The sequence below is a fragment of the Burkholderia sp. AU31652 genome (assembly GCF_002223155.1).
Lineage (GTDB): Bacteria > Pseudomonadota > Gammaproteobacteria > Burkholderiales > Burkholderiaceae > Burkholderia.
In genome coordinates this window covers 304076-322784 of record NZ_NKFG01000003.1, presented here as the reverse complement: position 1 = coordinate 322784, position 18709 = coordinate 304076, and the positions used below count along the sequence as shown (strand labels likewise).

Here is an 18709-nt window from a genome sequence, read left to right as displayed (position 1 = left end):
CTTTCTCCCTCAATTCATCGCGGCGTTCGGCGCCTGCGCGCCGTTGCGCCTCGTCACACCGGCCAGCCCGAGGACGAACAGCGCCGAGCACAGCACGGGCACCGCGGCCGCGTGGAACAGCGCACCGTTCGACCAGTTGAGCGCAATCAGTTGTCCGCCGACGAGCGGCCCAAGCACCGAGCCGATCCGGCCGATGCCGAGGCTCCAGCCGATACCCGTCGAGCGCAGCGACGTCGGGTAATACTGGCCCGCGAGCGCGTTCACGGCCGGCTGCCCGCCGACCACGCAGAACCCGCCCGCGAACACCACCACCAGCAGCCACGGCAGCGCATGCGCGACCGAGCCGATCAGCCCCACCGACACGGCCGCGCACGCGAAGCAGGCGAACAGCACGCGCACGAAGCCGTAGCGTTCGATGAACCAGCCGAGCGACAGCGTGCCGATCACGCCGCCCGTCTGCAGCACCGTGCCGACGATCACCGCCGTGCCCTGCGCATAGCCCGCGTCGCGCATCACGGTCGGCAACCAGTTCGACAGGAAGTACAGATCGATCAGGTTCATGAAGCTGATCGCCCACAGCAGCAGCGTGACCGGCAGGCGGCCGTGGCTGAACAGCTCGGCGACCGGCGCGCCGGTCGCGGCGCGCTCGCGCACGACGATCCGCGTGTTCGCGTCGATGCCGGCCTGCGGCGCGAAATGCGCGAGCCACGCGCGTGCCTGCGCGACGCGCCCTTTCAGCACCAGGAACTGCAGCGACTCGGGCAGCCGCGCGACCATCGCGATCGTCAGCACGAGCGGCACCGCGCCGCCGACGAAGAACACCGACCGCCAGCCGAGCGCCGGAATCAGCGCGGCGCTGATGAAGCCGCCGAGCGCCGCGCCGAGCGTGAAGCCGCACGACACGATCATCATCCGCTTCACGCGATGCGCGGCCGGGCTGAACTCGCCGACCAGCGCCATCGCGTTCGGCATGATGCAGCCGAGGCCGAGGCCCGTGACGAAGCGCAGCGCCATCAGCACCGGGATCGAACCCGCGAACGGCGTCGCGAGCATCGTCACCGCGAAGAACAGCGTCGAGCCGATCAGCACCGGGCGCCGCCCGATCCGGTCGGCCAGCACCGACAGCCCGAGCGCGCCGAGCAGCATCCCGAACAGGCTCGCGCTGAACACGGGCCCCAGCGCCTGCTTCGGCACGCCCCATTCGGCGATCACGCTCGGTGCGACGTAGCCCATCGCCTGCGCATCGAACCCGTCGATCACGAGGCACAGCCCGCACAACACGAGCAGCATCCAGTGGAAGCCCGGGCGATGGGTCTCGTCGATCACGCGCTCGACTTCGAGCACGCGCGCGTCGGCCGGCGCCGCGCTCATTGCGTCACCTCGGCGGCCGGATGCACGGGCGGCGTCACGCCCTGGCGCGCGAGCGCCATCGCTTCGCGCAGCACGTCGGCGTCGCCGATCTGGTTCGCGAGCAGCAGGATCAGCTTCGCGTTGACGAGCTGGCTGTCGGCGTCGGACAGGTCGCGATGCATGTCGATCAGCGCTTCGTAGAACGCGTCCGGATCAGCCAGGCGCGGGCGGGTGTCGAGTGGGGGCATGACGGAGTCTCCGGTGTCTTTATCGTTTTCAGCGTGCGCAGGTCGCGCGCGCCAGTGCGTCGGCCAGCGCCTGACGGTCGAGCGTGCGCGTGCGCGCGCACACGTGCTGGTCGGGACGCAGCAGGTAGAACGTGCCGGGCTTCGCGTCGTAGCGTTGCGCGGCGAAGCCGTCGACGTCCTCCACGACGACGACACCCGCGACCGCTTGCGCGTGCCCGGCCGGCACGACGAGCACGGGCCGCACCGGCAGCGCGAGGCCGTCGAGCGCCTGCGCGAGCGCGGCCGCATCGCCCGGCAACCCGAACAGCACGCCGGTGAAGCCGCTGCCCAGATGCTGCAGCAGCCAGCCCGACGCGCCCTGCGCACGCACCGGCGCATCGGCCGCCGCCGCGCCCGGCCGCATCGCGCCCGCGAAGGCGTCGCCGTTGCGGTCCGGTGTGTTCAGCGGCGAATCGGCGAGCACCGCCGGCACCGACAGGCGGCCGCTGTTCACGAGCTTGCGCGCGAACTCGCAGTCGCGCGCAAGCTTCAGCGTCGCGTCGCGGAACACGCGCGATACCGGGCTCTTCGGCGTGATGAAGTCGGTCGAGCGCGTCGAGTTGCGGATGTTCTCGTCGGCCGCGAACTCGCGCTCGCTCGCATACGTGTCGAGCAGGCTGTCGGCCGAGCGGCCGTCGAGCACGAGTTTCAGTTTCCACGCGAGGTTGTCGGCGTCCTGCACGCCGCTGTTCGCGCCGCGCGCGCCGAACGGCGACACGCCGTGCGCGGAATCGCCCGCGAACAGCACGCGGCCGTGCCGGAACGATTCCATCCGCTGGCAGCGGAACGTATAGACACTCACCCATTCGAGCTCGAACTCGACGTCCGGCCCGAGCAGCGCACGCACGCGCGGGATCACGCGCTCCGGCTGCTTCTCGGCGACGGGATCGGCATCCCAGCCGAGCTGGAAGTCGATGCGCCATACGTTGTCGGGCTGGCGATGCAGCAGCACCGACTGATTCGGGTGAAACGGCGGGTCGAACCAGAACCAGCGCTCGGTCGGAAACTCCGCCTTCATCTTCACGTCGGCGATCAGGAAACGGTCCTTGAACGTGCGGCCGTGGCTTTCGAGGCCCATCATCGTGCGCATCGGGCTGCGCGAGCCGTCGGCCGCGATCACGTACTGCGCGCGCAGCGTCGCGACGCCCTCCGGCGTTTCGATCGTCAGCACCGCGTGTTCGGCCGACTGGTCGATGCCCGTGACCTTGTGCTTCCAGCGGATGTCGATGTTCGGCAGCTCGAACGCGCGGTCGGCCAGGTAGCCTTCGACGTAGTACTGCTGCAGGTTGATGAACGCGGGGCGCGCATGCCCTTCCTCGGGCAGCAGGTCGAACGCGTACAGCTGCTCGTCCTGCAGGAACACCTTGCCGACGTGCCAGCTCACCCCCTTGTCGACGAAGCGCTCGCCGCAGCCGAGCCGGTCGAAGATCTCGAGCGTGCGCTTCGCGAAGCAGATCGCGCGCGAGCCGGTCGACAGCGTGTCGTCGTCGTCGAGCAGCACGACGCTCACGCCCTGCTGCGCGAGGTCGATCGCGGCCGCGAGGCCCACCGGGCCCGCGCCGACGACGATCACCGGGTGAACGGTCGTGTCCTGCGCACGCGGGCGGTAGTCGAACTTCAGCGTCTGGTAATCGATGCTCATGGTCGCCATCCGCTCCTCAACCCTGCCGGGCGCGGGCCGGCACGCCCGTCTTCCCGCCCGTCGCCTGCCGGCGCGCCGCGCCGCTCTCCCGCGTGCCATTCCTGTCAACCGCCACGTCTCGCTCCTTGCTTCCTGTTGATTCGTGAACGGCGCCGTTTCGCGGCGCCCGCATGCCGCATTTCTTGATCGGCGACAAATCCTGGATTTACGAATAGTAAAACCAATTACGAATAGTGAAATCAACGTAAACCCTAGGCGAAGCGTCGACGACGGGATAACCATATGAACGAAACGCCGAGCCGAGCTTGGCCGGCACTGCTAATATCAAGCTACGAGGCGGCCCGTTCGGCCGCCGTTTTTCCTTCTTACGCCGATGATTCCGCCCACCATTCCCGAGCTGGTCGCCCGTGCCGGGCAACTGCCGTATCTGCGGGATCACCTCGCGCTCGCCGATGGCGGCACCGCAAGCGCGAACCTGCCCGAGCGCACGCTCGGCAGCGCCTACGAACCGATCTACGACGTGACGATGCCGGGCGCACCGCAATCGACGTCGTTCGCCGACGCGATCGAGCGCTACGGCGACGAACTCGGCTTCCAGGCCGTGACGGTCGTCACGGGCGCGCCGCACGATCCGGTCGACTCGGCCGTCGACGACCAGACGCTCGTCGCGATCGACCGCCTGTCGCGCGCGCTGCATGCCATCAATTTCTTTGGCGCGCAGCGCCATGGGCTGCTGTTCCTGCGCGTGCACGAACGGCTGCTGAAGAGCGTGAAGTACGACCACGGCAAGCATTTCTCGTCGGTGCTGCAGCGCTTCGGGCTGCCGGCCGAGCGGATCGTGATCGAGCTGCCGGCGGTCGCGGTCGCGCACAAGACCTTCCTCGGCTACCTGACGCGCAGCTATCAGCATCACGGCTTCAAGGTCGCCGACAAGCTGCCGGACCCGGGCCGCATCCTCGCGGTCGAATCGGAGATGGCGCGCCCGGACTACATCAAGATGGATGCGGGCATCGCGTTGCGCGACGGGATGGTCAAGGCGCTCGTCGCCTATGCGCAGCGCGTGCGGATTCCGCTGATCTTCGACGGCGTCGTCGACGAAACGCAGTGCGAGCTGCTGCGCCAGTACGACGTCCGGTTCATGCAGGGGCCCGTGTTTGCGAAGGTCGTGACGGCCTGAGCCTCGGTGCATGAGGGGGTTCGCACACGCGGGGCGTCGCGTGCCGACAGTGGAATGCAGGTGATGTAACGTGGGGATCGGGCCGCCTGGCTCGCCCCGTCGTCCGAGGTCCGGCCGGCGGTTGCCGGCCTCGTGGAAAGACCGGCTTAGCGGGAACGCGCGCGCCTCGTTGCCGGCACGGTCGATGTCGGCGGCGACCTACCGCTTACGCCCTTCCACCGTCATCGTACTTGGGCAGATCGTCGTCGATCTCGATGCCCGGGAAGCGATCCCCATACCAGACATGCCAGGCCGGACGTAGCCGCGACGGCTCGTCGAGCGTCGCGTAATTGATCTCGACCGTCCTGGGTGCATCACTGAGCCGGTATTCGAGCTGCGCGCCGCAACGACCGCAGAAGCGCCGCTCGCCCCACGCGCTCGACGCATACACCGTCGGCTCACCTTGCAGGTATTCGAACGCGTCGATCGGCACCGACGCCGACGCGACGACCGCCGCGCCGGTCGTGCGCTGACAGAGCCGGCAGTGGCAAAAGCCGGCGTCGGCCGGGACATGGGTGATCCGGTACCGGATCGCGCCACATGCGCATCCGCCTTCCATCGATTCTGCGTGAGACATGGCAAGCCTCTTCGTTGGTGAGCTGGCGAACGATCATGCGCGCGGTTCGTTCGTGGCACAACCGGCGGCGGTGTCACGCTCGGGCGCTGCCGACCGTACCGGCGACGGCCCCCTACCGCGCGCGCCCGTCGCTCAGGCCGTCGGCCCGAGCCGCTGCGCGAGCGCCTTCAGCTTCGGCCCGACCTGCGTACGGAACACGTCCTCGTCCATCGACGATGCGGGGCCGCTGCAGCTCAGGATCAGCCAGCGCCCCTCGCGCGGCTCGCGAAACGGGACGGCCGCCGCGTTGACGTCCATGTGCCACGCCCGAAACGAATAGCAACAGCCACCCGCCGAGAACTCGGCCACCGCCTGCTGCGCGGCGGCGACGAGCGCATCGGCGTCGGCCGCGCCGCCGGCCGCACGATGCAGCTCCGCATAAAGCGCGCGTCGCGCGTCTTCCGGCTGCACGGCCAGGTACGCGCGCCCCATCGAGCTCGTCAGCATCGACAGCCGCGAACCGGGCGCGAGCCCGAGCGTCAGCGCGGTCTCGCTGCGGATCGTCTCCAGGTAGATCATGTCGAGCCCGTCGCGGCAGCCGAGCGACACGGCCGCGCCGATGTCGCGCGCGAGCGCCTGCATGTGCGGCCGTGCGAGGTCGATCGTGCCCGAGCCCGACAGCAGCGCGTAGCCGAGCGACAGCACGCCGGCGTCGAGCGCATACTTTCCGAGCGTCTCGTCATAGCGCAGGTAGCCGAGCACGGTCAGCGTGTAGGCGAGCCGGTTCACCGTCGCCTTCGGCAGCCCCGTGCGCTCCGCGAAGTCGCGGTTGCCGAGCATCGTCTCCCCGGGCCGGAATGCGCGTAGCAGGTCGAGCCCGCGCGCGAGCGCGACGACGAACTTGCGTTCGTCGATCGTGGTTTCGTCGATGGTTGAAAGTGTCATCTGGTGCTACACTGGGTTCGATTTGCAAAACATTGTTCCGCACAGCGGAACTTCAGTCAAGCAAACTCTCAGGTAACAAACCCGGCTGAATCAGGGACTGACCGCAAAGCATGGGACCCGAGTAAGCGCTAAAGCGCTAACTCGGGTCGACAGGAGATGAGACGATGAGTGCTGCAACTTTTCATTGGGACGATCCGCTGCTGCTCGACCAGCAACTGACCGAAGAAGAGCGGATGGTGCGTGATGCCGCGCAGGCGTACGCGCAGGACAAGCTCGCACCGCGCGTCACCGAAGCGTTCCGCCACGAACGCACCGACGCCGAAATCTTCCGCGAGATGGGCGAAGTCGGCCTGCTCGGCCCGACGATTCCCGAGGAATACGGCGGCCCCGGCCTCAACTACGTGAGCTACGGCCTGATCGCCCGCGAAGTCGAGCGCGTCGATTCAGGCTACCGGTCGATGATGTCCGTGCAGTCGTCGCTCGTGATGGTCCCGATCTACGAATTCGGCTCCGACGCGCAGAAGCAGAAGTACCTGCCGAAACTCGCCACCGGCGAATGGATCGGCTGCTTCGGGCTGACCGAGCCGAACCACGGCTCCGATCCGGGCAGCATGGTCACCCGCGCGAAAAAGGTGCCCGGCGGCTACTCGCTGTCCGGCGCGAAGATGTGGATCACCAACTCGCCGATCGCCGACGTGTTCGTCGTGTGGGCGAAGCTCGAAGAGAACGGCAAGGACGCGATCCGCGGCTTCATCCTCGAGAAAGGCTGGAAAGGCCTGTCGGCGCCCGCGATCCACGGCAAGGTCGGGCTGCGCGCGTCGATCACCGGCGAGATCGTCCTCGACGAGGTGTTCGTGCCGGAAGAGAACCTGATGCCGAACGTGAGCGGCCTGCGCGGCCCGTTCACGTGCCTGAACTCGGCGCGCTACGGGATCGCATGGGGCGCGCTCGGCGCCGCCGAGTCCTGCTGGCACACCGCGCGCCAGTACGTGCTCGACCGCCAGCAGTTCGGCCGGCCGCTCGCCGCGAACCAGCTGATCCAGAAGAAGCTCGCCGACATGCAGACCGAAATCACCCTCGGCCTGCAAGGCGTGCTGCGCCTCGGCCGGATGAAGGACGAAGGCACGGCGGCCGTCGAGATCACGTCGATCATGAAGCGCAACTCGTGCGGCAAGGCGCTCGACATCGCACGACTCGCGCGCGACATGCTCGGCGGCAACGGTATCTCCGACGAATTCGGCGTCGCGCGCCACCTCGTGAACCTCGAAGTGGTCAACACGTACGAAGGCACGCACGACATCCACGCACTGATCCTCGGCCGCGCGCAGACGGGCATCCAGGCATTCTTCTGATCGTCCGGATGCGGCGAGCGCGGCAGCCACGCCGCGCCGTGCTCGCGCAAAAGACACGGCCCACCCGGCAGTCATGCCGGGCGGGCCGTTTTTCATCGGATCCGCGCCCCGGGCCGCCGGCCCGGTAGCGCGTTCCTCTGCAGCCGATGCTTACTTGTTCGGCTGCGGCGTGAGGCGCAGATACGGACGCACCGCGTTGAAGCCCTTCGGGAAGCGTTTCTTCAGCTCTTCCGGATCCTGCAGCGACGGGACGATCACGACGTCGTCGCCATCCTTCCAGTTGCCGGGCGTCGCGACCTTGTAGTTGTCGGTCAGTTGCAGCGAGTCGATCACGCGCAGCACTTCGTCGAAGTTGCGGCCCGTGCTGGCCGGATACGTGATGGTGAGCCGCACCTTCTTGTTCGGGTCGATCACGAACAGCGAACGCACCGTCAGCGTTTCGTTCGCGTTCGGATGGATCATGTCGTACAGCTGCGAAACCTTGCGGTCCGCATCGGCGATGATCGGGAAGCCGACGACCGTCGACTGCGTATCGTTGATGTCGTTGATCCAGCCCTTGTGCGACTCGACACCGTCGACCGACAGCGCGATCACTTTTACATTGCGTTTCTCGAATTCGCCCTTCAGCTTCGAGGTCAGCCCGAGTTCGGTCGTGCACACCGGCGTGTAGTCGGCCGGATGGGAGAACAGGACGCCCCAGCTGTTGCCGAGCCATTCGTGAAACTTGATCGGGCCCAGGCTCGATTCCTGCTCGAAATCCGGTGCGATGTCGCCAAGACGCAGACTCATGATGTTCCCTCCTCGAACGATGCTGGTTGAAACCGCGCCCGGATCGGCGCGGGAAAGTCTGTCAGCTTACGGGAAGCAATGGGGCATGCGAACGATTATTCCGTTTGATATTCATACTTTTTTGTCATTTTTGCCTGGTGTCGGGGCGGGACAACCGGCCGAAAGGGAAACTTTTCAACCCGTTTGTCGCTCTGTTCATGATTGCGAGTCGTTTACCATGCAGTCTTGCACCGCCACCGTGTGTCTTCCCGGCTCGCCAGCAGGCAGGCGTTTCGCTAGGATATGAACCTGCAGCATGACAGCACGAAGGGAGTTGCAATGTCGGAAATCAACAAGGAGAAACTGATGTCGGATATCAAAACCGTTCTCTCGGACGCCGAAGACCTGCTCAAGCAAGCTGCGAGCAGCACGGGCGACCGTGCGGCCGAGCTGCGCGAGAAAGCCATGTCGCGCCTCAAGCAGGCCAAGGAAAAGGCGGCCGACGTCCAGGTCGTGGTGGTCGAGAAAGGCAAGAAGGCCGCACGCGCGACCGACGACTACGTGCACGAGCATCCGTGGACGTCGATCGGCGTTGCCGCCGGCGTGGGCGTGCTGATCGGCCTGCTGATCAACCGCAAGTAACGCGCTCTGCGCCGTTTCGTCCCGTTGGCCGCGTCGCGCGGCCTGCGGGCGTCGAAGCCAGCCGGCGGTTTCCGCCGGCCGGCTTTGTCCTAGCTGCACACTGCACGCGCACGCACCTCACCCATGACGACAGACACCACCTCGCAGCCGTCCGGCCAAGGACCGCTGCGCCGCCTCGTCGGCTCCGCGATCGGCCTTCTGCAAACGCGCCTCGAACTGGTGGGCATCGAGCTTGCCGAGGAGAAGGAGCGCCTGATGGGCGTGCTGTTCCTCGGGCTCGCCGCGATGATGCTCGCCACGATGGCGCTCATCAGCCTGACCGTGCTCATCGCGATCGCGTTCTGGGATACCTACCGCTGGCAGTCGCTCGCGGCGATCACCGCGCTGTATGCCGCGGGCGGGATCGCTTGCGCACTGAAGGCCCGCTCGGGCCTGCGCGACGCGCCGACCGTATTCGAGGCGACGCTCGCCGAACTCGAGAAAGACCGCGAACTGTTCCGCGGCAAGCCGTGAACGCAGTCGCGCTCACCCTTCCCACCTACTTCGCCGACGCGCCATGAGCCAGAACGTCACGGGCAATTCACCCCGCTCCCATTCGTCGCGATCGAACTGGAGCGCGTCGCAGCATCGCGCGCTCCGCAAGGAACTGCTGATCCTGCGATCCGAAGTCGAGCGGCTCGAACTCGCGGAAGCCGCCGGCGACATGCGCCGCGCGGTGACGCGCTTCAGCTGGCTCAAGGTGTTCATCCCCGGCCTGTCCAGCAGCAAGTTCAGCCAGTCTGCCAAGAACCTGAACGCGAACCTCGGACAGCTCGTCAACCAGTATCCGATGCTGAGCTCGCTCGCATCGCTCGTCCTCGCCAAACCCGTTCGCTCGCTGCTGCGCGCGAGTGCGGGCCCCGCGCTGAAGTGGGGCACCCTCGGTTTCGCGGCATGGGAGGTCTACCGGATCTGGAAGCAGTCCCGCGACGAGCGCGGACTCGACACGCACGACGACTGACCGTCGTCGGCATCCCGCGCGCACGGCCAAGCGCCGTGGCGCGCCCTCCCGCCGCATTCAACGCACGCCCCAGCACGCCGCGACCTGTCCGTCGGCGCCGTCACTTCGCACATTGCCTTTCGTCCCGTCCGAACGCAGCGTGAATGCACCGCACGCGTCGTCGTGCATCGGGCCCGTGTCGAGCGGGATGGCCTCCAGGTCATAACTCGCCGGCGAATCGTCGCGGTCCGGCCGCCTGAGCGCCAGTCGATAGACCGCGCGCCCGTCCGGCGGCGCTTGTGTGAGCGCCATCGGCAATGCCGAAGGGGGCACACCGTCCAGTGTTTCAAGATATTGGGCCGCACGGTACAACGCGGCGACCGCCGACGCGCGATGAATGCGCACGACATGCTCGCGATACGACGGGATGCCCCATCCGGCCAGCACCGCAACGATCGCGAGCACGATCATCAGTTCGATCAGCGTGAATCCCGCCGAGCGGTACACGGACGCGCGACCGTTCATCGAAGCACCGTCGCGACGCGACGCCAGTGCAGGGCGACGATATGTCCATCGCGGATCGCGACCTGGTGCTGCAGCCAGACTGCGCTCGATGCATGTGCACCGACGCCACGCGCGGTGACGACGTATGCGCGGCCGCCGGCCGGCCCCGCCCCGCGCCACGCTTCGATCAGGCATCGCGGCGGTTGAACGGCCATCGGCCATCCGGCGAACGGCGCGAACGCTTCGGCGGCCACCAGCGCCGGCATGCGCCGCCACGCGTCGGGCTCCGCGTGCGACTCGCCTTCGCTCACGTACGGCACCGCGCCCCGGCGCAATCGCGCGGTGCACGCTGCCAGCGCGGCATCGGCCGCGTGGAATGCAACCAGCCGATCGGACAATGCGCGCGTGCGGCGCGACTCCGTCAGTGCGGCTTCGAACCACGTGCCGGTCAGCGCCGCCACCGCTGCGCCAACCGCGATCACCGCAGGCAATGCAAGGCCCGCGTCGCGACGCCAATCGCGGCTGGCTGACCGCAAACGTATGTGCGGCGCTTGCCGGCTCGCGGTTTGGACTTTCGCGCCTGCAGCCTGCCGCGGACCGTCACTGCGTGTTTCGATTCGCGCATGCATGTTGCGGGTCGCAACGCACCGCGACCTCTTGCGCGCATACTGCCTCGCTCCGTTCATCGCGGCACCTCGCGTTCATCCGTAGCATCACGCGACGTATCGTCGAATGTGCGCGCGGCATTGCGCAACGCGACGATGCGATCGAGCGTCAGACGCACGCGGCCGTCTTGCGCAACGACAATGCGGCCGTCGCAGTCGACGTGCCGCACCGGCTCGCCCGTCGGTTCGCCGCGCGCCCGCACGCAGACATGCACCGCCACGACATCGCGCCAGTCGTCGCCGCGCAATGCATCGGCATCGATGAACTGCGTGGCGCCGCGGCGAAGATAGCGCACCCGCAACTGATCGATTCCCGACACGACCGGCTGCGGCGTGCCCGGACGGCCGCTTCCTTCGCAATACAGTTCAGGTTCGCCCGTCGACGGACTGGTGTGCACATCGAAGCGGTTCTCCACCGGCGCACGTTCGCCGGACACGCCGACACCCTGCCCGAGGCAATCCGACACCTGGCCGCTAACGGTGAGCCACGTCGACACGGCATCGCCGACATACCGGATCAGCAAAGCGTCCGACGCACCGCGCACCGGCTCGCACCGTACCTGCGCGCCCTCTCCCCTCACGCGCGCCATCGAACAGCCGAATACGGGTGGCAACGACGAGACGCCTTCCAAATCGAGCGGCCGAAATCCGGCCATCTGGACCTGCTGGCCGATCAGCATCAGTGCGGTGCCAGCCGCATCGCGCATCCGGAACCCGTCGTCCGCGCGCCGCTGTGCGACGCGCTGCGCGTGGTACAGCGCACCGGCCGCCGCGAGCACGAGCAGACCGACGGTCATCGCAATCAGCACTTCAAGCAACGTATGCGCACGCATGCGGCGATCAGCGTTCATCGGCTTCAGCCTCCCGATACGGAATCCGGACGCACGACGGCGGCTGCGCCGAGCTTCCCGCCGCTTCGCATCGCGGCCCGGTGGCCGCATTGGCGCCGCGCCAGCCGACAACCGTGTAGCGAACGCCATCCGGCCCGTCACCGCGCGTCATCGTGCCGCCGGGCAGCGACGCTGCGGCTCGCGCCGCGAGGCCATCGTCGGCCACCGCAGCGACGTGCAAGCGCTCGATACGCGCATCGGCCAGCCACAGCGCGCGCTCACGCCAGATCGTCGCGCGCTGCGCACGCGCCATCGCAAGCTGGCTGCCCGCTACCGCCAGCATGACGGTCGCGAGCAGCGCGATGGCCAGCATCGATTCGATCAGCGACGTGCCGCGCATGGCGTTGCGCATGACGCTCACGCCGCGTCGCAACGGCCGGCGACAACCCGCGCCCGGCCGCCTGCCGCGATCCGCACGCAGCGCGACGTATGCGCGTCGTCCGCCCCCGGCACGTCGCGTCGCGGACGCAATTCGAAGCGCCGGATGCCACCGATTGCCTGTCCGACCGGCGGTGCGAACGCGAGATCGTGCGCGGCACCCGCGACAGCCACTTCGGCATCGCGCGGATAGCGCCGCAGCACGCGCGACTGCCCGTCGACCTGCCCGCTGACGATCCAGTCACACGACCATTCAGCCGGATCGCACCGCTCACCCGCACGCAGACAGGTGCCGCCGCCACCCGCCCGGCACAGCGTGACGCGCACGCCGAGACGCGTCGCCTCGTTACGTGCAAACGACAGCGCACCGAGCAACGCGCGCGAGCGTGCATCCACGCGTTCGCGCATGCGCCACTGGTCGAACGCAGGCGCAGCATAAAGCGCGAGCCCGGCCGCCAGCGAGATGGCGACCATCAGTTCGACGAGCGTGAATCCGCCCGCGCGTCGCAATACATTCTTCAGGGGTTGAGCGTGCAGTCCCATCGCAGTCGTCCGTCGCCAAGGTGATGCGACGACTGTAGCGACACGTGCGGACACGCACCATTTGCCGAATGGCTGACTGGCGGCATGCGATCGCGACCGACACAATCGGCGCGAACTGACCCAACGGAGTAGACGATGAACGAACGCAGCGCGTCAGCGCTTACGTGGAGTCTTGGCGGGAGAGGCGCGACGGAACTCTTCGATCACGTCGGCAAATTCGGAAACGTCCTCGAACCGGCGATACACCGATGCGAAGCGGACATAAGCGATCGTATCGAGCCCGCGCAACTCGTTCATCACGAGTTCGCCGAGTTTCTCGCTACGCACTTCGCGCTCGCCTGTCGCGAGCAGTTGATATTCGATGCGGGCGACCGCCGCGTCGATCGCGTCGGCAGCGACCGGCCGCTTGCGCAGCGCGAGTTGCATGCTGGCGACGAGCTTGCGACGGTCGAATTCCGTGCGGCTGCCGTCCTTCTTCACGACGAACGGCAGGGACAGCTCGACCCGCTCGTACGTCGTGAAGCGCTTGTCGCAAGCCGAGCAGCGACGGCGCCGCCGGATCGCGGCGCCATCTTCGGACACGCGGGAATCCACGACCTGCGTGTCGTCATGCCGGCAGAACGGGCAGCGCATCGTCGATCAGCGATAGACCGGGAAACGCTTGGTCAGCTCGGCGACCTGCGCGCGCACGCGCTCGATCGTCGCTGCATCTTCCGGATTGTCCAGCACGTCCGCGATCAGGTTGCCCACCTGCTCCGCTTCCGCCGGACCGAAGCCGCGCGTCGTCATCGCCGGCGAACCCAGGCGCACGCCGCTCGTCACGAACGGCTTTTCCGGATCGTTCGGGATCGCGTTCTTGTTCACCGTGATGTGCGCCGCGCCCAGTGCCGCTTCCGCTGCCTTGCCCGTGATGTTCTTTGCGCGCAGGTCCACCAGCATCACGTGGCTTTCCGTGCGGCCCGACACGATCCGCAGGCCGCGCTTCACCAGCGTTTCAGCCAGCACGCGGGCGTTCTCGACCACCTTCTCCTGGTACGCCTTGAACTCCGGCGACAGCGCTTCCTTGAACGCCACCGCCTTGCCCGCGATCACGTGCATCAGCGGGCCGCCCTGGATCCCCGGGAAAATCGCCGAGTTGATCGGCTTCTCGTACTCGGCCTTCATCAGGATCACGCCGCCGCGCGGGCCGCGCAGGCTCTTGTGCGTCGTCGTCGTCACGAAGTCCGCGTGCGGCACCGGGTTCGGGTACACGCCCGCTGCGATCAGGCCCGCGTAGTGGGCCATGTCGACCATCAGGTACGCACCGACCGACTTCGCGATCTTCGCCAGACGTTCGAAATCGATCTTCAGCGAGAACGCCGACGCGCCCGCGACGATCAGCTTCGGCTTGTGCTCCTGAGCCAGCTTCTCGGCCGCTTCATAGTCGATGTCTTCGTTCTCGTTCAGGCCGTAGCTCACCACGTTGAACCACTTGCCCGACATGTTCACCGGCGAACCGTGCGTCAGGTGGCCGCCGTGCGCGAGGCTCATGCCCATGATCGTGTCGCCCGGCTTGAGCATCGCGAAGAACACGCCCTGGTTCGCCTGCGAGCCCGAGTTCGGCTGCACGTTCGCGGCTTCCGCGCCGAACAGCTGCTTCACGCGGTCGATCGCCAGCTGCTCGACCACATCGACGTATTCGCAACCGCCGTAGTAGCGCTTGCCCGGATAGCCTTCCGCGTACTTGTTCGTGAGTTGCGAACCCTGTGCGGCCATCACCGCCGGGCTCGTGTAGTTTTCCGACGCGATCAGCTCGATGTGATCTTCCTGGCGGCGGTTTTCCTGCTCGATCGCGGCAAAGATTTCGGGATCGACGTTCGCAATGGTGCTTTGGGCTCTGTCAAACATACGGTTTCCGTTAAGTGTGTACAGGTTGACCGGAGCGGCCGAGTACGGTGCGCTGCTGGCGGGACCAGCTCGACGTGGCGGAAGAATCCGTATGACGCGAGGCAGGACAGCCACCGGCGATGCACGCGACGGCGCACAACGGCTGCCCAGGCGAACGGCAAAAACGGCGCCCCGCGCTTCACGGTGGGATGCTCCACCTTGAACCCGAAGGGTTCTATCGCCAGTCACGCAGGGGTGATGAGCGCGTTAGTGTATTGGATGCGTCATGAATAGGCAACCGCACGGCGGTGCGCCGGAAGCAATTGGGGCCAGACTCTACGCGCCCGTGCGGGAACGCTGTGCCGCCTTGCCGCGGTGCGGCAATCTCAGTAGGCTTGCGGGATATCACTCGCTATTTTGTCATCCACCAGGAGCAGCAATGATCGTGTTCGTCACAGGCGCGTCCGCCGGCTTCGGCGCCGCCATCGCCCGTGCCTTCGTCAAGGGAGGCCACCGCGTCGTCGCGACCGCGCGCCGCAAGGATCGTCTCGATGCGCTCGCCGCCGAACTCGGCGATTCCCTTCTGCCGCTCGAGCTCGACGTACGCGATCGCGCGGCCGTCGAGGCCGTGCCGGCCGCCCTTCCCGCCGAATTCGCGGCGCTCGACGTGCTCGTCAACAACGCCGGCCTCGCGCTCGGCGTCGAGCCGGCCCAAAAGGCCAGTCTCGACGAATGGCACACGATGATCGACACGAACTGCACGGGCCTCGTCACGGTCACGCACGCGCTGCTGCCCGGCATGATCGACCGCGGCCGCGGCCACATCTTCAATATCGGCTCGGTCGCGGGCTCGTACCCTTATGCGGGCGGCAACGTCTACGGCGCGACCAAGGCTTTCGTCAGACAATTCAGCCTGAACCTGCGCGCCGACCTGCTCGGCACGCCGCTGCGCGTCACCGACATCGAGCCTGGCCTGTGCGGCGGCACCGAATTCTCGAACATCCGCTATCGCGGCGACGACGCCAAGGCGGCGAACGTCTACAACAATGTTCAGCCGCTGATGCCCGAGGACATCGCCGACACGATCTACTGGATCGCGACGCGCCCGGCGCATGTCAACGTCAACACGATCGAGCTGATGCCGATCGCGCAAGCCCCCGGCGGCCCGACCGTCCACCGCGGCTGAAGCCACGCGGGCCCGGCCCCTCCGGGCCGGCCCGCGGTGTGCTACGGCATACTACATTCCGTTACGAATCGGTTACGAATCAGGCTCTTGCCTTCCGGTAGAATGCGCGCCATGACCCAGCCTACCCGCTCCCCGGAAGCGCCGTCCGGCTTCATCTGGCCGGTGCGCGTGTACTACGAGGATACCGACGCAGGCGGCATCGTCTTCTATGCCAACTACCTGAAGTTCTTCGAACGCGCCCGCACCGAGTGGCTGCGCGCATGCGGCATCGACCAGCGCCAGCTCGCCGACGACACCGACGCGATCTTCGTCGTCCGCAGCACGTCGCTCGACTACCGCGCCCCGGCGCGACTCGACGACACGCTGGCGATCACGAGCCGGCCCGGACGCATCGGCCGCGCGTCGGTGGAATTCGCGCAGGAAGCCTGGTGCGGAGACACGCTGCTCGTATCCGGGCACATCCGTCTCGGCTGCGTCGACCGTACCGGCATCCGGCCCGCGGCCATCCCGCCGGCCGTGCTCGACGCGCTGCAGCGCGGGCCCGTCATCGACGACGGGCAGACTGCACTGTCAACGAAGCTCGCATGAGCGCCGTTTAGACAAAGCCTATGAACTTGCCTTTCTGATTCGATACTAAGCAAGGTTCGGCGCCAGGCATGGCCGGCGCGCCGCGCCACACGCATACCGGGCGCCCCGAAGGGACGTTACTCAAACCTCTATGAACACTTCTCAAGACCTGTCGATCATTTCCCTCGTCCTCAACGCGAGCGTGCTGGCCCAGGCCGTGATGGGGCTGCTGCTGCTGCTGTCGCTGATGTCGTGGACCTTCATCTTCCGCAAGTGGTTTGCGATCCGCCGTGCGCGCGCGCAGACCGAACGCTTCGAGAAGGATTTCTGGTCGGGTGGCGACCTGCAGGCGCTGTACCAGAGCGCAGCCAACAACCGCCACACGATCGGCGCGCTCGAGCGGATCTTCGAGTCGGGCATGCGCGAATTCCTGAAGGCGAAGGAAAAGCGCATCAGCGATCCGGGCCTCGTGCTCGACGGTGCGCGCCGCGCGATGCGCGCGTCGTTCCAGCGTGAAATGGACGTGCTCGAAGCGAACCTCGCGTTCCTCGCATCGGTCGGCTCGGTCAGCCCGTACATCGGTCTGTTCGGCACGGTCTGGGGGATCATGAACTCGTTCCGCGGCCTCGCGAACGTGCAGCAGGCCACGCTCGCCAACGTCGCACCGGGCATCGCCGAGGCGCTCGTCGCCACCGCGATCGGCCTGTTCGCCGCGATTCCGGCGGTGGTCGCGTACAACCGCTACGCGCACGACATCGACCGCCTCGCGATCCGCTTCGAGACCTTCATCGAAGAGTTCTCGAACATCCTGCAGCGTCAGGCCCAGTAAGGAGCGCGCCATGGCAGGAAGCCCCATCCGATCCAGCATGCGCGGCGGCCGCTCGCGCCGCGCAATGGCCGACATCAACGTCGTGCCGTACATCGACGTGATGCTGGTGCTGCTCGTGATCTTCATGGTCACCGCACCGCTCGTCGCCCCGTCGATCATCAACCTGCCGACCGTCGGCAACGCCGCGCCGCAGGAGCAGACACCGCCCGTCGTCGTCAATATCAAGGCCGACCGCACGATGAGCGTCAAGTACAAGGGCGACTCGGGCGCGACCCAGGAAGACACGATGACGAAGGCCGAGCTCGACAGCTTCATCGTGGCCCGGCAGGCTGACCATCCCGACCAGCCGGTCGTGATCGCGGCCGACAAGACGGTGCAGTACGATGCCGTCATGACCGTGATGTCCGATCTGAAGGCGCGCGGCGTCAAGCGCGTCGGCCTCCTCGTCAAATCGCAATGAACCGGCAGCAATCCACGCGCAGCTCCGCCTACCCGCCTCAGCCTCCCCGCGAGCGCGGCACCTGGCGCGCATTCGCGCTCGCCGCGCTGATGCACGTGCTGCTCGCGCTGTTCCTGTATCACGGCGTGCAGTGGCAGAACAGCACGCCGGCCGGCGCCGAAGCCGAGCTGTGGACCGAGGTGCCCGATGTCCCCGCGCCGCGGCCCGTTGTCACACCCGCACCGCCCGTGAAGGTCGCGCCGCCCCCTCCCCCGGTGCGCGACGAGCAGGCCGACATCGCGCTGCAGCAGAAGAAGCGGCAGCAGGAAGCGGCCGCGCGTGAAGCACTGCTCGAGCAGCAGCGTCGCGCGCAGCAACTGAAGGCCCAGCAGGAAGAGCAAGCCCGGCGCGCGCAGCTCGCGGCGCAGCAGGCAGCCGCACTCGCCGCGCAAAAGGCCGCGGAACGCGACAAGCAGAAGCAGGCCGACAAGCTCAAGCAACAGCAGCTCGCCGAGCAGCAGAAGCTCGAGCAGCAGAAACTCCAGCAGCAAAAGCAGGCGCAGCTCGAAGCGCAGCAGGCGGCGAAGGCGAAGGCCGACGCGGCCGCGAAGGCAAAGGCGGAAGCCCAGGCCAAGGCGAAGGCCGAAGCCACGGCGCGCGCGAAGGCCAATGCGGCAGCGAACGCGAAGCTCGACCGCGAGCGCAGCGCACGCCTGGCACAGATGCAGGGCCTGTCCGGCGCCGGTGAAGGCGGCGGCGAAGGCCTCGCGAAAAGCGGCACGGGCACGGGCTCAGGCGGCAATGCCGCGACGCCCGGCTATGCCGACAAGGTGCGCCGCCGCGTCAAGCCGAACATCGTTTGGGGCGGCGAGCGAGCAGGCCTGACCACCGTCGTCAAGATTCGGTGCACGCCGTCCGGTGACGTATTGAGCGCATCGGTTTCCCGCTCCAGCGGGAATTCGGGGTGGGATCAAGCCGTGGTGAGTGCAATCCACGCATCGGTCCCGTTGCCGCCCGATTCTAACGGTCGTACCCCGTCTGACATTACGATTACCTTCAAGGCGGCGGAGTGAAAAGAATTGCGCTTACACTCCGGGCGTCGCTG

At 67.2% G+C, this 18709-nt stretch carries 23 protein-coding genes and 1 riboswitch; of the genes, 10 read left to right on the top strand and 13 right to left on the bottom strand.

The features are described from left to right. Window positions 1-9: 9 nt before the first annotated feature. Genes CFB40_RS04110 through CFB40_RS04100 form a run of 3 tightly spaced genes read right to left on the bottom strand, consistent with a single transcriptional unit; the run spans window position 10 to window position 3288 of the window. Window positions 10-1371, bottom strand: a complete 1362-nt coding sequence (locus CFB40_RS04110; RefSeq protein ID WP_089430672.1) for an MFS transporter — start codon at window positions 1369-1371, stop codon at window positions 10-12. Continuing rightward, window positions 1368-1598: a DUF2783 domain-containing protein gene (locus CFB40_RS04105; RefSeq protein ID WP_069247256.1), complete on the bottom strand. Its 231-nt coding sequence runs from the start codon at window positions 1596-1598 to the stop codon at window positions 1368-1370. The genes CFB40_RS04110 and CFB40_RS04105 overlap by 4 nt, the downstream gene beginning before the upstream one ends. A 28-nt stretch (window positions 1599-1626) precedes the next feature. Beyond that, window positions 1627-3288 (bottom strand): FAD-dependent oxidoreductase, encoded by a 1662-nt coding sequence (locus CFB40_RS04100; protein WP_089430671.1) that lies wholly within the window; start codon window positions 3286-3288, stop codon window positions 1627-1629. A gap of 364 nt (window positions 3289-3652) precedes the next feature. On the opposite strand from CFB40_RS04100, the gene CFB40_RS04090 reads away from it, so the two are divergent. Further along, window positions 3653-4456: an EAL domain-containing protein gene (locus CFB40_RS04090; protein WP_089424610.1), complete on the top strand. Its 804-nt coding sequence runs from the start codon at window positions 3653-3655 to the stop codon at window positions 4454-4456. Between the two features lie 205 nt (window positions 4457-4661). Here CFB40_RS04090 and CFB40_RS04085 read toward each other — a convergent pair whose 3' ends face one another. Together CFB40_RS04085 and CFB40_RS04080 are read right to left on the bottom strand one after the other, a co-directional pair. Continuing rightward, window positions 4662-5072 carry a GFA family protein gene (locus CFB40_RS04085; protein WP_089430670.1) on the bottom strand — a complete coding sequence of 137 codons (411 nt, stop codon included), beginning with the start codon at window positions 5070-5072 and terminating at the stop codon, window positions 4662-4664. A 132-nt stretch (window positions 5073-5204) separates the two neighbouring features. After that, on the bottom strand, window positions 5205-5996 hold the full coding sequence (locus tag CFB40_RS04080; RefSeq protein WP_089430669.1) for an IclR family transcriptional regulator: 792 nt from the start codon (window positions 5994-5996) through the stop codon (window positions 5205-5207). Window positions 5997-6160: 164 nt separating this feature from the next. Between CFB40_RS04080 and CFB40_RS04075 the strand changes: the two genes are divergently transcribed. After that, on the top strand, window positions 6161-7348 hold the full coding sequence (locus CFB40_RS04075) for an acyl-CoA dehydrogenase (RefSeq protein ID WP_021157157.1): 1188 nt from the start codon (window positions 6161-6163) through the stop codon (window positions 7346-7348). 150 nt (window positions 7349-7498) lie between these two features. On the opposite strand, the gene CFB40_RS04070 is transcribed toward CFB40_RS04075, so the two are convergent. Continuing rightward, the gene (locus CFB40_RS04070) at window positions 7499-8137 is read right to left on the bottom strand and encodes a peroxiredoxin (protein WP_069247250.1); all 639 of its coding nucleotides are present in this window, start codon (window positions 8135-8137) and stop codon (window positions 7499-7501) included. Window positions 8138-8455: 318 nt separating this feature from the next. On the opposite strand from CFB40_RS04070, the gene CFB40_RS04065 reads away from it, so the two are divergent. From CFB40_RS04065 to CFB40_RS04055, 3 genes are all read left to right on the top strand, one after another. Continuing rightward, on the top strand, window positions 8456-8758 hold the full coding sequence (locus tag CFB40_RS04065) for a DUF883 family protein (protein ID WP_006494044.1): 303 nt from the start codon (window positions 8456-8458) through the stop codon (window positions 8756-8758). Between the two features lie 123 nt (window positions 8759-8881). Continuing rightward, on the top strand, window positions 8882-9271 hold the full coding sequence (locus tag CFB40_RS04060; RefSeq protein ID WP_011351086.1) for a phage holin family protein: 390 nt from the start codon (window positions 8882-8884) through the stop codon (window positions 9269-9271). Between the two features lie 43 nt (window positions 9272-9314). Beyond that, the gene (locus CFB40_RS04055) at window positions 9315-9758 is read left to right on the top strand and encodes a DUF3318 domain-containing protein (protein ID WP_089424607.1); all 444 of its coding nucleotides are present in this window, start codon (window positions 9315-9317) and stop codon (window positions 9756-9758) included. Between the two features lie 57 nt (window positions 9759-9815). Here CFB40_RS04055 and CFB40_RS04050 read toward each other — a convergent pair whose 3' ends face one another. The 7 genes from CFB40_RS04050 to glyA all read right to left on the bottom strand — a co-directional run bounded on the left by CFB40_RS04050 (window position 9816) and on the right by glyA (window position 14604). Beyond that, the gene (locus tag CFB40_RS04050) at window positions 9816-10262 is read right to left on the bottom strand and encodes a type IV pilin protein (protein WP_089430668.1); all 447 of its coding nucleotides are present in this window, start codon (window positions 10260-10262) and stop codon (window positions 9816-9818) included. Beyond that, entirely contained in the window at window positions 10259-10720 is a 462-nt protein-coding gene (locus CFB40_RS04045; protein ID WP_089431354.1) for a pilus assembly protein, read from the bottom strand. The genes CFB40_RS04050 and CFB40_RS04045 overlap by 4 nt, the downstream gene beginning before the upstream one ends. 203 nt (window positions 10721-10923) lie before the next feature. Further along, complete coding sequence (locus CFB40_RS04040; RefSeq protein WP_089430667.1) at window positions 10924-11757, bottom strand: PilW family protein; 834 nt, start codon at window positions 11755-11757, stop codon at window positions 10924-10926. After that, the gene (locus tag CFB40_RS04035) at window positions 11747-12148 is read right to left on the bottom strand and encodes a type IV pilus modification PilV family protein (protein ID WP_089431352.1); all 402 of its coding nucleotides are present in this window, start codon (window positions 12146-12148) and stop codon (window positions 11747-11749) included. The genes CFB40_RS04040 and CFB40_RS04035 overlap by 11 nt, the downstream gene beginning before the upstream one ends. 5 nt (window positions 12149-12153) lie before the next feature. Next, on the bottom strand, window positions 12154-12717 hold the full coding sequence (locus CFB40_RS04030; protein ID WP_089430666.1) for a GspH/FimT family pseudopilin: 564 nt from the start codon (window positions 12715-12717) through the stop codon (window positions 12154-12156). A gap of 153 nt (window positions 12718-12870) precedes the next feature. After that, entirely contained in the window at window positions 12871-13350 is a 480-nt protein-coding gene (gene nrdR / locus CFB40_RS04025) for a transcriptional regulator NrdR (RefSeq protein ID WP_089424602.1), read from the bottom strand. A gap of 6 nt (window positions 13351-13356) precedes the next feature. Beyond that, window positions 13357-14604, bottom strand: coding sequence for a serine hydroxymethyltransferase (glyA, locus tag CFB40_RS04020; RefSeq protein ID WP_021157166.1), 1248 nt, complete (start codon window positions 14602-14604; stop codon window positions 13357-13359). A 137-nt stretch (window positions 14605-14741) separates the two neighbouring features. Next, window positions 14742-14842, bottom strand: a riboswitch (ZMP/ZTP riboswitch). Window positions 14843-15022: 180 nt separating this feature from the next. Here glyA and CFB40_RS04010 point away from each other — a divergent pair. From CFB40_RS04010 to tolA, 5 genes are all read left to right on the top strand, one after another. Further along, window positions 15023-15769, top strand: a complete 747-nt coding sequence (locus tag CFB40_RS04010) for an SDR family NAD(P)-dependent oxidoreductase (RefSeq protein ID WP_089430665.1) — start codon at window positions 15023-15025, stop codon at window positions 15767-15769. 102 nt (window positions 15770-15871) lie between these two features. Continuing rightward, window positions 15872-16357 (top strand): tol-pal system-associated acyl-CoA thioesterase, encoded by a 486-nt coding sequence (gene ybgC, locus CFB40_RS04005; RefSeq protein WP_089424600.1) that lies wholly within the window; start codon window positions 15872-15874, stop codon window positions 16355-16357. A 130-nt stretch (window positions 16358-16487) separates the two neighbouring features. Beyond that, a complete protein-coding gene (gene tolQ / locus CFB40_RS04000) occupies window positions 16488-17165 on the top strand; it encodes a protein TolQ (RefSeq protein WP_021157170.1) in 678 nt (225 codons plus the stop codon). Window positions 17166-17175: 10 nt separating this feature from the next. Further along, window positions 17176-17625: a protein TolR gene (gene tolR / locus CFB40_RS03995; protein WP_011351075.1), complete on the top strand. Its 450-nt coding sequence runs from the start codon at window positions 17176-17178 to the stop codon at window positions 17623-17625. Beyond that, the gene (tolA, locus tag CFB40_RS03990) at window positions 17622-18677 is read left to right on the top strand and encodes a cell envelope integrity protein TolA (protein ID WP_089424599.1); all 1056 of its coding nucleotides are present in this window, start codon (window positions 17622-17624) and stop codon (window positions 18675-18677) included. The genes tolR and tolA overlap by 4 nt, the downstream gene beginning before the upstream one ends. Window positions 18678-18709: the final 32 nt, after the last annotated feature.

What these genes read in the sequence shown, in the direction of transcription:
- CFB40_RS04110 (WP_089430672.1), bottom strand. Translation starts at nt 1,371, where the DNA reads ATGAGCGCGGCGCCGGCCGACGCGCGCGTGCTCGAAGTCGAGCGCGTG.
- CFB40_RS04105 (WP_069247256.1), bottom strand. Translation starts at nt 1,598, where the DNA reads ATGCCCCCACTCGACACCCGCCCGCGCCTGGCTGATCCGGACGCGTTC.
- CFB40_RS04100 (WP_089430671.1), bottom strand. Translation starts at nt 3,288, where the DNA reads ATGGCGACCATGAGCATCGATTACCAGACGCTGAAGTTCGACTACCGC.
- CFB40_RS04090 (WP_089424610.1), top strand. Translation starts at nt 3,653, where the DNA reads ATGATTCCGCCCACCATTCCCGAGCTGGTCGCCCGTGCCGGGCAACTG.
- CFB40_RS04085 (WP_089430670.1), bottom strand. Translation starts at nt 5,072, where the DNA reads ATGTCTCACGCAGAATCGATGGAAGGCGGATGCGCATGTGGCGCGATC.
- CFB40_RS04080 (WP_089430669.1), bottom strand. Translation starts at nt 5,996, where the DNA reads ATGACACTTTCAACCATCGACGAAACCACGATCGACGAACGCAAGTTC.
- CFB40_RS04075 (WP_021157157.1), top strand. Translation starts at nt 6,161, where the DNA reads ATGAGTGCTGCAACTTTTCATTGGGACGATCCGCTGCTGCTCGACCAG.
- CFB40_RS04070 (WP_069247250.1), bottom strand. Translation starts at nt 8,137, where the DNA reads ATGAGTCTGCGTCTTGGCGACATCGCACCGGATTTCGAGCAGGAATCG.
- CFB40_RS04065 (WP_006494044.1), top strand. Translation starts at nt 8,456, where the DNA reads ATGTCGGAAATCAACAAGGAGAAACTGATGTCGGATATCAAAACCGTT.
- CFB40_RS04060 (WP_011351086.1), top strand. Translation starts at nt 8,882, where the DNA reads ATGACGACAGACACCACCTCGCAGCCGTCCGGCCAAGGACCGCTGCGC.
- CFB40_RS04055 (WP_089424607.1), top strand. Translation starts at nt 9,315, where the DNA reads ATGAGCCAGAACGTCACGGGCAATTCACCCCGCTCCCATTCGTCGCGA.
- CFB40_RS04050 (WP_089430668.1), bottom strand. Translation starts at nt 10,262, where the DNA reads ATGAACGGTCGCGCGTCCGTGTACCGCTCGGCGGGATTCACGCTGATC.
- CFB40_RS04040 (WP_089430667.1), bottom strand. Translation starts at nt 11,757, where the DNA reads ATGAACGCTGATCGCCGCATGCGTGCGCATACGTTGCTTGAAGTGCTG.
- CFB40_RS04035 (WP_089431352.1), bottom strand. Translation starts at nt 12,148, where the DNA reads ATGCGCAACGCCATGCGCGGCACGTCGCTGATCGAATCGATGCTGGCC.
- CFB40_RS04030 (WP_089430666.1), bottom strand. Translation starts at nt 12,717, where the DNA reads ATGGGACTGCACGCTCAACCCCTGAAGAATGTATTGCGACGCGCGGGC.
- nrdR (WP_089424602.1), bottom strand. Translation starts at nt 13,350, where the DNA reads ATGCGCTGCCCGTTCTGCCGGCATGACGACACGCAGGTCGTGGATTCC.
- glyA (WP_021157166.1), bottom strand. Translation starts at nt 14,604, where the DNA reads ATGTTTGACAGAGCCCAAAGCACCATTGCGAACGTCGATCCCGAAATC.
- CFB40_RS04010 (WP_089430665.1), top strand. Translation starts at nt 15,023, where the DNA reads ATGATCGTGTTCGTCACAGGCGCGTCCGCCGGCTTCGGCGCCGCCATC.
- ybgC (WP_089424600.1), top strand. Translation starts at nt 15,872, where the DNA reads ATGCGCGCCATGACCCAGCCTACCCGCTCCCCGGAAGCGCCGTCCGGC.
- tolQ (WP_021157170.1), top strand. Translation starts at nt 16,488, where the DNA reads ATGAACACTTCTCAAGACCTGTCGATCATTTCCCTCGTCCTCAACGCG.
- tolR (WP_011351075.1), top strand. Translation starts at nt 17,176, where the DNA reads ATGGCAGGAAGCCCCATCCGATCCAGCATGCGCGGCGGCCGCTCGCGC.
- tolA (WP_089424599.1), top strand. Translation starts at nt 17,622, where the DNA reads ATGAACCGGCAGCAATCCACGCGCAGCTCCGCCTACCCGCCTCAGCCT.